At 33.6% G+C, this 14,112-nt stretch carries 10 protein-coding genes and 1 pseudogene; 8 read left to right on the forward strand and 3 right to left on the reverse strand.

Annotation, left to right across the window (positions count from 1 at the left end; all coding sequences use genetic code 11):
• Positions 1-81 precede the first annotated feature (81 nt).
• Positions 82-1,197 (forward strand): annotated as a pseudogene (ltrA, locus tag MKY37_RS16490) (group II intron reverse transcriptase/maturase); the annotation flags it as partial.
• Between the two features lie 235 nt (positions 1,198-1,432).
• Here ltrA and MKY37_RS16495 read toward each other — a convergent pair.
• Positions 1,433-2,659, reverse strand: coding sequence for a hypothetical protein (locus MKY37_RS16495; RefSeq protein ID WP_340778759.1), 1,227 nt, complete (start codon positions 2,657-2,659; stop codon positions 1,433-1,435).
• Positions 2,660-3,657: 998 nt separating this feature from the next.
• On the opposite strand from MKY37_RS16495, the gene MKY37_RS16500 reads away from it, so the two are divergent.
• From MKY37_RS16500 to MKY37_RS16515, 4 genes are all read left to right on the forward strand, one after another.
• The gene (locus tag MKY37_RS16500; protein ID WP_340778760.1) at positions 3,658-6,405 is read left to right on the forward strand and encodes a type I restriction endonuclease subunit R; all 2,748 of its coding nucleotides are present in this window, start codon (positions 3,658-3,660) and stop codon (positions 6,403-6,405) included.
• Positions 6,406-6,529: 124 nt separating this feature from the next.
• Positions 6,530-7,135 (forward strand): hypothetical protein, encoded by a 606-nt coding sequence (locus MKY37_RS16505; protein ID WP_340778761.1) that lies wholly within the window; start codon positions 6,530-6,532, stop codon positions 7,133-7,135.
• On the forward strand, positions 7,122-8,675 hold the full coding sequence (locus MKY37_RS16510) for a type I restriction-modification system subunit M (protein ID WP_340778762.1): 1,554 nt from the start codon (positions 7,122-7,124) through the stop codon (positions 8,673-8,675). The genes MKY37_RS16505 and MKY37_RS16510 overlap by 14 nt, the downstream gene beginning before the upstream one ends.
• Positions 8,676-8,679: 4 nt before the next feature.
• Positions 8,680-9,894, forward strand: coding sequence for a restriction endonuclease subunit S (locus MKY37_RS16515; RefSeq protein ID WP_340778763.1), 1,215 nt, complete (start codon positions 8,680-8,682; stop codon positions 9,892-9,894).
• Positions 9,895-9,972: 78 nt separating this feature from the next.
• Here MKY37_RS16515 and MKY37_RS16520 read toward each other — a convergent pair whose 3' ends face one another.
• Together MKY37_RS16520 and MKY37_RS16525 are read right to left on the reverse strand one after the other, a co-directional pair.
• Complete coding sequence (locus MKY37_RS16520; RefSeq protein ID WP_340778764.1) at positions 9,973-10,719, reverse strand: HNH endonuclease; 747 nt, start codon at positions 10,717-10,719, stop codon at positions 9,973-9,975.
• Positions 10,716-11,909, reverse strand: a complete 1,194-nt coding sequence (locus MKY37_RS16525) for an AAA family ATPase (protein ID WP_340778765.1) — start codon at positions 11,907-11,909, stop codon at positions 10,716-10,718. Before MKY37_RS16525 ends, MKY37_RS16520 begins: the two co-directional genes overlap by 4 nt.
• A 751-nt stretch (positions 11,910-12,660) precedes the next feature.
• Between MKY37_RS16525 and MKY37_RS16530 the strand changes: the two genes are divergently transcribed.
• The 3 genes from MKY37_RS16530 (at position 12,661) to MKY37_RS16540 (ending at position 14,100) form a co-directional block, all read left to right on the forward strand.
• Positions 12,661-13,377 (forward strand): competence protein CoiA, encoded by a 717-nt coding sequence (locus tag MKY37_RS16530; protein ID WP_340778766.1) that lies wholly within the window; start codon positions 12,661-12,663, stop codon positions 13,375-13,377.
• 2 nt (positions 13,378-13,379) lie between these two features.
• The gene (locus MKY37_RS16535) at positions 13,380-13,850 is read left to right on the forward strand and encodes a hypothetical protein (protein WP_340778768.1); all 471 of its coding nucleotides are present in this window, start codon (positions 13,380-13,382) and stop codon (positions 13,848-13,850) included.
• Between the two features lie 73 nt (positions 13,851-13,923).
• A complete protein-coding gene (locus MKY37_RS16540; protein ID WP_340778769.1) occupies positions 13,924-14,100 on the forward strand; it encodes a hypothetical protein in 177 nt (58 codons plus the stop codon).
• Positions 14,101-14,112: the final 12 nt, after the last annotated feature.

A 14,112-nucleotide genomic window follows, 5' to 3' on the forward strand; every position in this document is an offset into this window, starting at 1 on the left:
TTGTAGTTTTAACTCATTAAAGAATGGTTTTTTTTAGAACATTTAAACACCTAAGTATAATGATTTTTAAGTAAGCTTAAAAGTAAAAGTTATCATCCAGTTCCCGTAAGGAGAATGTATATTCCCAAGCTTAACTCCAACAAGAAAAGACCGTTGGGGATACCGGAACATGAAGATAAGATTGTACAGAAAGGCATTACAAAAATAATAAATGCTATCTATGAAAACGATTTTCTAGACTGTTCTTTTGGGTTCCGCCCAAATCGTAACTGCCACGATGCTTTGAAAATATTAAATTATTATATTGAAAAGAAATCAGTAAATTATATAGTAGATGTAGATATCAAAGGGTTCTTTGACAATGTTGACCACATATGGATGCTGGAGTTCTTAAAACTGCGAATCGCTGACCCTAACTTACTAAGAATAATTGGTAGGTTTCAAAAAGGTGGATACATGGAGGAAGGAAAGAAATACAAGACAGATAAAGGCACACCGCAAGGTGGAGTCATATCTCCGATACTTGCCAATCTATACCTCCATTATGTCCTGGACCTGTGGTTTGAGAAGGAAGTTAGAAGAAAGTGTAAAGGACAAGCATACATAGTTAGATATGCCGATGATTTTGTTTGTTGCTTCCAATATAAGAGCGAAGCTCAGGAATTCTTTCAATCATTGAAGCTGAGATTACAGAAGTTTAACTTAGAAATAGCTGAGGATAAAACCAAAATTATTCCCTTCGGGAGATCTGCGGAGAAAGATGCAAAACTAAAGGGAAATAGAAAACCTGACACCTTTGATTTCCTAGGTTTTACACACTATTGTGGAAAGAGTAAATCTGGATACTATCGTGTGAAGCGGAAATCAAGCAGGAAAAAGCTACAAGGTAAACTAAAGGAATCGAAGGAATGGATAAAGAAGAACCGAAATAATGATATTCATATGATTATGGATAGATTTAAACGCTCGCTTGTAGGTTATTACAACTACTATTGCATCACGGATAACACTCCAAGTGTTCACCGCTTTAAAGACAAAATCCAATATTTACTGTTTAAATGGCTCAACAGAAGAAGTCAAAGAAAATCCTTTACTTGGGATAAATTCAATCTCTTTCTTCATAAATATCCGTTACCTTCACCACGAATTAAGGTGAATATATACGACCTAAGAAAAGAAATTAGCTATATTTTGTGAACGATGACTAGGAGGAGCCGTGTGCGTAAATAGCGCAAGCACGGTTCTGTGAGGGGGGAGGAACACAATTACCGCAAGGTAGAGAGGTTCCCTTCTACTCGACTAGTCGAAGATATAACAATTAGTTGTGAATAGGAGAATTGGCGATGATATAAAAAAAGACACCAAGGAAGTGTCATAAGTGTTTTCAAATTAGCTCACCGATAAATTGGAATTTATTTTAATCTACTTGAATTCATTTTATATATGCTTCATTACTGGTTACAATTAATTCAAGACGTTTATTATAAGCAGTATCTATATTATTTATTAATTCAATTTGAAACTTCAAAGGTTCTAAATCAGAATAAGGTTTAATAACTAATTCCAATTCATCAATTATTTCTTGTTTCTTAGCCTTTTTTTTAGTTTTTTCGTGTTTTTCTAATCCGTCAGCACCAATATCTAGTAAAAATCCGACACCCTTAAATAATGGACTACTCACAGGACTATTTACAATTTCGCCTACATTCTTCATAACTTTCGCTGGTACATCATTAGCTTTTAATGCCTTAACTTCATTAATATATTTGTTAATTAAACCCTTAATAACGTCATATGCTTCTTGATACATATTGACATTTTTTTTCATTTCCGAAATTACTTTATGTAAGAAAGAAGAATCAGTAATATTTGATAGATTGATTTCCAAATAATATGCCGTTTGGTATAAATAAATTGAATACCAATATTTAGGTAAATAATTTTTATATTTATTAAGTTTTTCTGTTGTTTCTTTGCTATTATCGTTTTGATTAAGTGTTGATTTTAAATTTTGTAATTGCTCATAATATAATTTGATATTAGCTAGAGCTGTTCTCCTTATAGATTGGACATTTATAAGTGTTGCCTGACTATATGTTTCATTATTTAAGATATATTGTGCATTGTCTCGTACTTCTTTTAAGAATTCACCATCTGCCCATAACTGACTTTCTTTATCAATCTCTAGATATCTTTGAATTTCAATCACTTTTTTTTCGATTGATTCTAACCTATTATCAATTCTTGCTAGGAAGTATTGGCTTGTAGCGATAGAAGCAACTGTAAAAGTAGCAGTTACTATATTAGATAATGTCATAAAATCGGATTTATTTAACTCTTGAAGCAATGCTTGTCCTGTAATATCATTATTTTTTCCTGGAGCAACAATATTACCCCTAAATAAAGTTGGATCTTTTGCTGACCTTTGCAACACACCTAGTCCTTTATCATATACGACTTTATATGTTCCAGAATAGTAGTTAGCATCATTAACGCTTTTTAAAAAAAATGGAACATTTTGAAAGCAGGCATTAATTTTTGCAAAGTCATCATTATTAATCTTGTTATATCTATCGTATTTTTGATTGTCTTCAACAGGTGTAATTGATATACCAAGTTTATCATCTAACACTTTTAATAAGCTGTCTGTATTCTCCATTTCAAAATCTCCTTTCAAAATTTCAAACTCACTGATAAATTGTAATTTGCTTCTATTTGCCTGTATAGTACCATACGTTTGCAAAATTACACATAAATAACTAACAGGGGTTTTGATCTAAGAAGGATTGATGCCTTTTTATTGAACTTGCATTCCTGTAAAATTGAAAAAGAGTTTCAAGTTTGTGAAGGATTGTACTTAAACTCCCATGAAAATTAATAACGCTCAAAATCTATAAAATTGCATAACAAAAGAGACTCAGAAATAGCTTTTTTAAAAAAAGGCTGAGCCTTCAGAATGTTTATATTGAGTTAAAAGGTAAATCAGCGACCAACTCCATTCTTCATAGAATAAAGGCATGGCTGGTGCAATAACCAGAGTAGGATTAATCTCCCATGAGTGCTACTCGTATAGAGTGCGACAGTCTGTGATGCACCGTGGTCGTTGGAGTCAGACTAACGGATGGGCTCTATGGCACCATAGTTCATCGACCTTCTTCGCCAGCCATACTAATCTATACCCGTTCTACAACAATTTTCATCCTCTGTGGTGCAGCGTTTTTTTGCTGCATGGATGGCTAACGGGTGCTTTAGTTAAACAAGACCATCATTTCGATGGTCTATTTTTATGTCCAAAACATCAAGTAGATTTCGGCAATCAATTGTGAATTGTTACACTTAAACTACATGAACAGGATACTAAAAAATAGTATAGTGTGGATTTAGAAGATGGAACATATCTAATAATAGCGTGGGAGCTACGGCTAAGGTTTTATATTTTATAAGCTATCACAGTATATACGGCTTAATAAATCTTTGTTATGCTTTTAATGGAAATAATTTAATTATTCATAATTCACCTCCAAAAGTAGTTTTCGGAATATACAGTAGTTTTAATTTAAATAATACCATTATTTAGAAGGAAATGTGTGGAAGTTTGTTTATTAAAATATGTTAGAATTAGCTTATATAGGTTTGCTGAATATAAGGGGATAAGTTATGTCGTATCAATCAGAAGCTCAATTAGAAAAGAATATGTATGACCAATTAATTCGCAAAGGTTATGAACGAGTCGTACTGTCTGATTATGAGGCACTTGTAGCTAACTTCCGACAACAAGTGAATAAATTTAATAAATACAAGTTAGCAGATACACCTCTTTCAGATGATGAGTTCACTCGGTTAATGACCCGTATTGATAAGAAAAGTATCTTTGATTCTGCGAAAATATTACGGGATAAAATAATTCTGCAACGGGATGATGGTTCAGAGGTCTATCTGGAACTGTTTAATACACGTGAGTGGTGTCAAAATCTTTTTCAAGTAACAACTCAGACAACGGTAGAAGGAAAATATGTGAATCGGTACGATGTTACTATACTGATTAATGGATTGCCTGTTGTTCAAATTGAATTAAAAAGGCGTGGGCTTGATTTTAAAGAAGCATTCAATCAAATCCAGCGATATCGAAAACATTCTTATAAGGGATTGTATCGTTACCTACAAATTTTCGTGGTCAGCAATGGAGTAGATACGAAGTACTTCGCCAATAGTGATAGTGATATCTTATTTGGGTATACATTCTTCTGGTCCGATGACAAGAATAGTCGTATTACAAATTTGAGTGACTTTACCGATTCTTTTTTAGAGAAATGCCATATTGCTAAAATGATTGCACGTTATATGGTGATAAATGAAAGTGATAAGTTGCTGATGGTTATGAGACCGTATCAAGTGTATGCGGTAGAAGCACTAGTGCAACGTGCCTTAGAAACGAAAAATAACGGCTATATATGGCATACAACCGGTTCTGGTAAAACCTTAACTTCGTTTAAAGCTAGTCAGATTTTAGCTAATGAGTCTCATATTAAGAAAGTGTTTTTCTTAGTAGATCGTAAAGATTTAGACAGTCAAACTATTGCTGAATTTGATAAGTTTGAAAAAGGATCCGTGGATACAACCGATAAGACAGATAAACTGGTAGAACAAGTACAAGACATGACAAAGCCGCTTATACTGACGACCATCCAAAAGATGGCTAATGCGGTGAAGATTCCAAAGTATGCTGCCATTATGGAACGGTATCAAGATGATCGTGTTATTTTCATTATGGATGAATGTCATCGGAGTCAGTTTGGGGAGATGCATACGGCTATTTCTCGTCACTTTAAAAATGCCCAGTATTTTGGGTTTACTGGAACGCCCCGTTTTGAAGAAAATAAAAGCCAAGATGGTCGTGTGACGGCTGATTTATTTGAGAAGTGTCTGCATACCTACTTAATTAAAGATGCTATTAATGATGGAAACGTGCTTGGTTTCTCTGTAGAGTACCATCGTACATTTGATTCGAAGTTAGATGAAGAAGATGACACACGGGTAGAAGCAATTAATACGGATGAAGTATGGTCCCATGAAGATCGAATGAAGCTAATCGTAGAGAATATTTTAGAAAATCATGAGCGAAAATCCCGTAGCAAAGGGTATACCGGGATTTTTACGGTTCAAAGTATTCCCATGCTCATCAAATACTATGATCTTTTCAAAACCTATGATCATAATTTTAAAATAGCAGGAATCTTTACGTATGGTACAAATGAAGAAAGCGAAGGACGGGATGAACATTCGAGAGATAGTTTAGAGCGAATGATGAAGGACTATAATGGGTTATTCAAAACGAATTATACGACTGATACATACGCAAGTTATTTTTCTGATGTTTCCAAACGTGTTAAATCAGCTCAAATTGATATTTTACTAGTTGTAAATATGTTTTTAACAGGCTTTGACAGTAAAACGTTAAATACCTTATATATAGATAAAAACTTGAAGTACCATGATTTAATTCAAGCATATAGCCGTACAAATCGGGTAGAAAAAGCAACGAAACCTTACGGAAATATCGTTTGCTATCGCAGTCTTAAAAAGAAAACCGATGAAGCCGTACGATTGTTCTCTCAAACGAATTCGGTAGATGATGTACTCATGAGAAGCTATAAGGAATATTTAAATGAATTTCATGACAGCTTAAAAAAAGTACGCGAAATGGCAGCTACTCCCTCTGCAGTGGATCAATTGCAAAGAGAAGAAGAGCAAAAAGCGTATATTGAAAGATTCCGTGAATTAACAAAGATATTGGTGAAACTTCAAACTTTCACTGAATTTATTTTTACTCCAGAAGAATTGAACATTACAAGACAAGACTATGAAGATTACAAAAGTAAATATTTAATGCTATATGAAAAGACCAAAAAAGATGTAGATAAAGTATCCATTTTACAAGACATTGATTTTGCACTAGAACTCATGCATACAGACCGTATTAATGTAAGTTACATCATGAATCTACTCAAAGATATAGATTTTAATGATGCAGAAGATGTGAAGAAGAAAGTGAAGTTTATCGAAGATGAATTAGATCGTGCAGATAATGAAGAATTACGTTTGAAAGTGGATTTAGTCAAAGGATTCTTACAACGTGTAGTCCCAACACTTACAAGTGAAGATTCAATAGACGATAGGTACAATGCATATGAAGAAGAAGAAAGAGAAAAAGAAATTCAGTCGTTCGCAAAAGAAGTTACCCTAAAAAAAGAGCTCTTAAAAGAATACATCCAAGAGTACGAGTATAGCAATATCATTAAACAGTCTGAAATCAGTGATTCTGTAAAGGGTGGTCTGTTAAAGAAAAGGAAATTTTCCCAACGAATTGTTGATTTCATCGTAGAACATACAACCAAATATGGCTGATGAAAGAGGTATATCCACCGATATGCCTCTTTTGATATTTTTAAAAATATCATTTGATTAAAAAGAATATATACGATATAGTGATTGTAGATATTACTAAAAATATCATTTAGGAGGTGTGTTTGTGCAACTGCAAGAGGTAGCAACCGTTACACATGGAGTTTTTGTATCTCGTGTAGAAACAAGCCCGGAGGATAAGGCAGCGCGGAAAGTCAATCTTTATACAATGAAAGAAATGAATGAAAGCCTTGGAGTGGGTTACCGTGGTGATAGTGAACGTGTGACATCGATTCCAATTGAAGTAAATAAATTATCCAAATTAAAACTAGCATCAGAAAAAATGGTCGTAGTGAATCTAATTTCACAAAAAGCGGTAGCTATTCGTGCAGAACACTCCGGACTATTAATTCCTTCTAATTTCGTCGTTATTGAAGGGAAGGGACACTTTTCACCTTTATACTTCGAGTGGTATTTTAATGAACATCCATTTTGCCGAAAGCAATTGCTGATTGCACGACAAGGTACGAGTATCTCTCCCTTATCCATTCAAATGCTGCGAGAATTAGAAATTGTGATGCCTCCCTTAGATAAACAAGAACTGATAGGAAAGATGTATAGGGGAGTAAAAAAGAAACAGGCTTTACAGATGGAACAGAAGCAACTAGAAGAACAATTTATGAATTACACCATTATACATACGATAGGGGATATACATAATGACAACCAGTGAAAAACAGCGTAAACAACAGGCAGACTTACATAAGAAGCTATGGGATATGGCAAATGATCTTCGTGGCCAAATGGAAGCCTATGAATTTAAAAACTATATTCTTAGTTTGATTTTCTATCGTTACTTATCCGAAAAAACAGAAGATCGTGCGGACAAGCTTTTGGAAGAAGATAACGTATCCTACGTAGAAGCTTGGGATGACCCTGAAATGAAGGAAGCATTGATTGACGAGCTATTGCAACAAATTGGGTATGTGATTGAGCCAGAATACCTTTTCACGAACATGATTCATGAAATTGAAAGAGGAGAACTAGGTATTTTCGATACCGAAATGTTGCAACAAGCAATAAATAATGTAACAGAGTCAACTCTTGGTACAGATAGCCAAGAAGATTTTCAAAATCTATTTGATGATATGGACCTAGCTTCATCTAAGTTAGGGAGAGATGTAAAATCTCGCTCTAAGCTTATTGCGAAAATTATGGTAAGCGTAAATAGTATTCCATTCTTACATGATGATGTCGATATTGATGTACTTGGGGATGCTTATGAGTATTTAATTTCTCAGTTCGCGGCAAATGCAGGAAAAAAAGCAGGAGAATTCTATACACCACAACAGGTATCGAAAATCTTGGCGAAAATCGTGGCTCATGGAAAAAAGGATTTAAAAAATGTGTATGATCCAACTTGTGGTTCAGGCTCATTACTTTTACGAGTTGCGAAAGAAACGAATGTGCGTAAGTTTTATGGACAAGAACTTACATCTACAACATATAACTTGGCACGAATGAACATGTTGCTACATGATGTATCTTACCAAAACTTTGACATTCAGAATTCGGATACATTGGAAGAGCCTCGCCATCAAGATATGAAATTCGAAGCAGTTGTAGCTAACCCACCTTATAGCGCTAACTGGAGTGCAGAAGCTAAATTTTTGGATGATGAACGTTTTAGTGCCTACGGAAAACTTGCACCAAAATCTAAAGCTGATTTCGCTTTTGTGCAGCACATGATTCATCACTTAGATGATAACGGTACAATGGCTGTAGTACTTCCTCATGGAGTTCTATTCAGAGGGGCGGCAGAAGGGGTTATTCGTAAATACTTAATTGAAGACAAGAATTATTTGGATGCCGTGATTGGATTACCAGCGAATATTTTCTTTGGGACATCGATTCCTACATGTATCTTAGTATTTAAGAAATGCAGAGAAGCTGGAGATAATATCATTTTTATTGATGCTTCTAGTGAGTTTGAAAAAGGGAAGAATCAAAACAATTTAACTGATGAAAATGTACAAAAGATTATTGAAACGTATGTAAGTCGTGAAACGATTGAGAAGTATTCATATGCAGCAACGTTAGACGAAATCAAGGAAAACGACTATAACTTAAATATTCCCCGATATGTGGATACATTTGAAGAAGAAGAAGTGATTGATTTAGAAGTTGTTTCAAAACGCTTGAAGGAAATTGACGAAGAGATTGCAGAGATTGACGTGGAACTGACGAAATATTTTAAAGAGTTGGGGGTGTAATAGAATGGATGCACCTAAATTACGATTTAAAGGATTTAATGAAGAATGGCAAAAGGCGGTTTTAAGTCATTATTTGTCTTTCAATAATGGGATTAATGCGGATAAAGATAGTTATGGACATGGTCGTAAATTCATTAATGTTTTAGATATATTAAATAACAACTACATTAAATATGAAGATATTGTTGGGTCAGTTTCAGTTCCAGCAAAACTTGAAGAGTCCAATAAAGTTGAGTTCGGTGATATTCTTTTTCTTCGAAGTTCTGAAACTCGTGAAGATGTCGGGAAAAGTTCTGTTTATCTAGACAAGGATAAATATGCGTTATTTGGTGGATTTGTTATTAGAGGTAAGAAGCTAGCAGACTATCACCCGTATTTTTTAAAATTAAATCTAGAATCTTTTAATGTTCGGAATCAAATTGGTGCTAAAGCTGGCGGTAGTACTCGTTATAATATTAGCCAAGCTATTTTAAGTTCAGTAGAGATTAAAATGCCTTTAGAATCTGAACAAACTAAAATTGCGGATTTCCTTACTTTGTTAGATAAAAAAATGCAAAAACAACAAGAAAAAGTTGAGTTGCTGAAACTGCAGAAAAAAGGTCTTATGCAAAAGATTTTTAGTCAAAAGCTACGGTTTAAGAATGAGAATGGGCGAGAGTATCCAGAGTGGAGAATGAGAGTTAAGGCCAAAGATTTATTTCAAAGCGTTTCTGATAAGAGTCATGATGGTACATTAGAGGTGTTGTCAGCTTCTCAAGACCAAGGTATCTTACCAAGAAATCTTTTAAATAGAAAGATGCAGTTTGCATCAAATAATTTGGTTAATTACAAGAGGGTTAGAGTAAATGAATTTATTATAAGTCTTCGATCTTTCGAGGGAGGCATTGAAACCTCTTCATATGATGGATTAGTGAGTCCAGCTTATACAGTATTTAAAATTAGCAGTCCTGAGAATATAGAAGTAGTTTATTTTAAATACTTTTTTAAAACCAAAAACTTCATTACACGCTTGAATAACTTGACATATGGAATTAGAGATGGAAAGGCCATTAGCTATACTGACTTTTCAGAAATGAAATTTGATATTCCGAGTATAGAAGAACAACGAGTAATTGTTAACTTCTTATCGAAAATTGATATGAAAGTTGAAAAAGAAAAATTTAAATTAAATTTTTTGAAAGAGCAAAAAAAAGCATTCATGCAACAAATGTTTATTTAAATTGAAAGAACCAACACCGGCTAACTATGTGTAGCCGGTGTTTCTATGTAGAAATTAATTTCTAATTTTTTGTTGCCTTCATGGCATCACATCAAGTTTTACTTTTGTTGCAGCATCTTCAAGGGTCTGTAACTCTTCTGTCCAAATACCTTTGATAGAAAATAATGATTTGGTTTCGTCATACAGATGGTCAGATAAGATTACTGTAGAAACAGTTGCGCTATATGGATATTTAGATCCACACTCTTTCAATAATGATCTAAATTTCCTTATTATCTTGGCCTTTTCTATTGGAGAACCAGTAGTGATATCATAGGTTTTCACCATTTCAAAAGTCTGTTCTAGTTTATCAAGAACCTTATTTGCTACCTTAAAACGAGGAACAATTATTTCTTCTGTATCATTTAAATCTAGTACTTCAGTAGTAAGCTTACCTAAACCATCTTTACCTTTAATGCGATACTTAGACATATATATATGATTTTGGGGATTTTGTATAGTTGGATCAATTATTGGATTAATATATGTATCGTGAGACCTTTTATGTGAATTGCACCTAATGCAGATAGGAAGAAGGTTATTCCAATCGACAACTTCATCTTCGTAATCGTTCTTGTGATGAAAATGTTCAACTTGCATATATTTCCCTTCTTCTCCTAATTTACATTCACAGAAACAACACTTATCATTTGACATCTTCTGTAAAGGAATAGTGATAAAAGTCTTCTTCCACACAGGTTTTTTTGATGATTTATATTCTTCAGTTAACTCTGATTTTTTGAGTGTCAGTTCACTAGGGCAATTAGGTCTTTCTAACTGAATCACTCATATTCCTCCTTATCGTCTTCAAAGAATTCTTCTGCTTGAATTCTTAGTAGAGCTCCTAGTGAATTTCGAGGATGGATCATTGATGATAAAGCTTTATAATTCTCTTTAATATCCTTTATATTTTCATCATCTAACGCTTGTTCAAATTTCTTTAGTTTTTCACGAAATATCTTTGATTTTGGATCACTTAATCCCATTACATATACAAGAATTTCTTCGATTGTCCAACCTTGATATCCATATTCATTGCTCTCGGGAAGATTCCGTACAAACATCCTGTTATTTTCATCTATTCCTAGAGGTATTATTTCTCCAGGTGATGCATTTTGTATAACATGGGGGCTGTGAGTTGTAATAATAATCTGTGCATTAGGTATAAGCCATTTGAGTATATCCACAATTTTAGATTGCCACTCTGGGTGTAAGTGAAGGTCTATTTCGTCAATTAAAACAATACCATCAAAACTTTCTACAGCCATATGGTTTGTTTCTTCTATTGACCTTATTATACCTATTAATATACTGAAGCAAGCTTTATATCCAGAGGATAGAAAGTCCATATTAATAATTCCCTTAGGGGTTTCTACCATTATTTCTATCACTCTAACTGAGTTACGACTTCCTTGTGTTTCAGTTCTTTCAATAGCATCATTAAAAGTAACATTCGGATCTAATTGACTGAATACTCTTTTGGCTAATACTAAGTTTTTATATTTATCTTCAGTGAAGTCTTTCTTCTGAAAGTAGCATCTATAAAACCAACCTTTGATCAAATCAAATGGTGACATAACTCTAGGTCGGCCATTTTCACCTAAAACAAGTGGTCTTAAATTAGGATTTCTTTGAGTAATCTTTTGGTAAATAAATTTATCAGATTCTATTTTCCCATCACTTTGAAATTTATCAGGTCTAAACAAATCATTCTCTTGGTCTTGAGTTTCAAAAAAATAGGTATAAAATTGTTCTTCTGAAACCGTTATGCTGTAGGAACTCTCGATACTATCAACCGTTCTTCTAATACCACTTCTAGAATACTTTCTAGTGGAGAATGAGTTGTTTATACATTCTAATATAGTAGTTTTACCAGTACCATTAGTCCCGCACAATATGTTTACACCGGGCTGAAACTTTAATTGTAAACTTGTAATAGAATTAATATTATGAATTTCAAGCTCATTAATTTTCAATTTGGAAAATATTCCTTTCTATTAGGAAGTTATTAATATACTTCTACTGTTTCAACACACTTTGTGAAACATAGTGAGATTTATTATTACGGAATTAAGAAATAGAAGGAATATTTTCTGAAATTTAGATATTTCCTTTATAATTTCATTCTACCAATGTTCAAAAAGTAATTCAAGGTGATACTGAAATATACCTAGGATGAAACTACTATTAGGGGGCTGTAAGTAAAACTAGAGATGTTGTCTTTTTGATTCCAATTTTCATGTCACACATTGTTATTTTGATATTACACGGAAACTCGGGGACCCTATTTCAATCTTTTTATAGGAGAGAATGGTGTACAGGCGATTATTAAAGTAGAAGCTTCAGATGATCTTAAGGGCTACCTGTATAAACTTAATTTGGTATAAGGGTTATAACTAATTTCCTTTCGAATTTCACATTGAAAGAGAAATATATAAGTGTGTTCAATACCGTAAAAGGTTCATTAGTGGCAGAGGAAGATGGCGAGGGGAAAAGGGCGTGCTACTTTCGGTAGTTACCAGAGATTAGTATTGCCGACCTATAAATAATCTTTTAAATTATGAGCTCCCTCATTAGGGGGCTTTTTCGTCAGTTTTGATTAACTAAAAAAAATTTCTGTAATGGCTAATAGCAGTCTATAATAGATACAAATTTAACCATTTAAAACAAAGTGAATTATGTAGTTATTTGACGATAAAGAATTGATTTTTAATGAGGTGGAGAAATGTGCAAAAGGCAATCTTGAGAGGAGAGACAATAAATCTAATAGAAAAAAGGTGGAAGAATCGAAGGGAATATTTGAAACAGCCATTACAAAGGAATGAATTGTTTTGTCCACTGTGCGAAAGTAAGGTAGAGATGCATTGGGCTTTGCCTGCAAAGAGAATCTCACATTTCAAACATAAGATTCAAAGAGATTGTACATATGGTGTAGGTGAAAGTGAAGAGCACAATCTAGGGAAATTAAAATTATATGAATATCTAAAAGAAACACTTGCAAGTAAGTTAGAGACCATCCAAGTTGAACATTTTTTGCCAGATTCAAAGCAAGTTGCCGATATCTTTATTCTATTCAAGACCGGTCAGAAATGGGTTGTAGAGTACCAACGTTCGAATATCTCCTCTGAAGATATTCGAAAGCGAAGACTGCTATATAAATCGCTAAATATTACGGATATCTGGATTTGTGGTGAGAATTTGGTGAAGGAAGATGAATTAGTCACTGTAAGTCTGCGTAATGCAGCACAAGAGCTACAGTACAAAGGGAAATTTGGTTCAGCATCATTAATCACGTTCAATCCTATAAAAGAAGAAATTTCCATCTTTAGAGGTTTAGAAAGATTGAACCTAAATTCTTTCACGATAAGTGATATTTTCAAGTGTCAACTCAATGAACTATGCTTCAACGTTTGGGGGATCCTTATTGTAATAAGGATTATATAAAAATGAAGCAATCAGTAGTAGAACAACATCGGGGTGGTATGAGATTAGAATATCCAGTTGAAAAATTAATGCATGCCCAAAAAAATGAAAGATCTTACTTTCTTATAAATGATGAACTCTATCTATTCATTCCTGCAAATCTCCATCGGTTCATACCTTGGGAGATGAAAGACATCACATTAGATGTTTTTTGGAAAAATCGAGCGGAAAACTCTTCGGAGGAAAGTAGTCCGATACTCGTCACAGGAATCAGGTTGAACAGATGGATACAATCGAACTACGACACGCAAGGAGAATCAGTGTTTGAAAGACCTGTTAATTTTGGGATGTTGTTTCTCGTACTAACCTTGCTTTACAGTGATTATTTTATGACTGAAGAAGAGCACGAAAAAGAAGTGAAAATGATAGTTAATGGCAAACAAGTCCCTTACTATACTCAAAATGCGATACTTAAAAAATATCGATGTTATTGAGGTTGATGTATGGAAAGATCAACATTATAGATTAATTTCTTTAGAAGAGGCATGCTTAAATTTTTTTCGTATGATGAGAATAAAGAATACCAGTAATTCTATTAAAACAGCTATAGCTACAGGGATATTACTTTTTGAGGAAACAGAGCAACCATTTAATTTCGATTTATTATTAAAGATTAAAGGACGTGTTGAACAGTATATAGATATTTCTAGTGGAAAGAACGAATGGAGAAGTCTAAAAAGTTAAAAGTGTGGAGGA

The organism is Psychrobacillus sp. FSL K6-2836 (assembly GCF_038003085.1).
Lineage (GTDB): Bacteria > Bacillota > Bacilli > Bacillales_A > Planococcaceae > Psychrobacillus.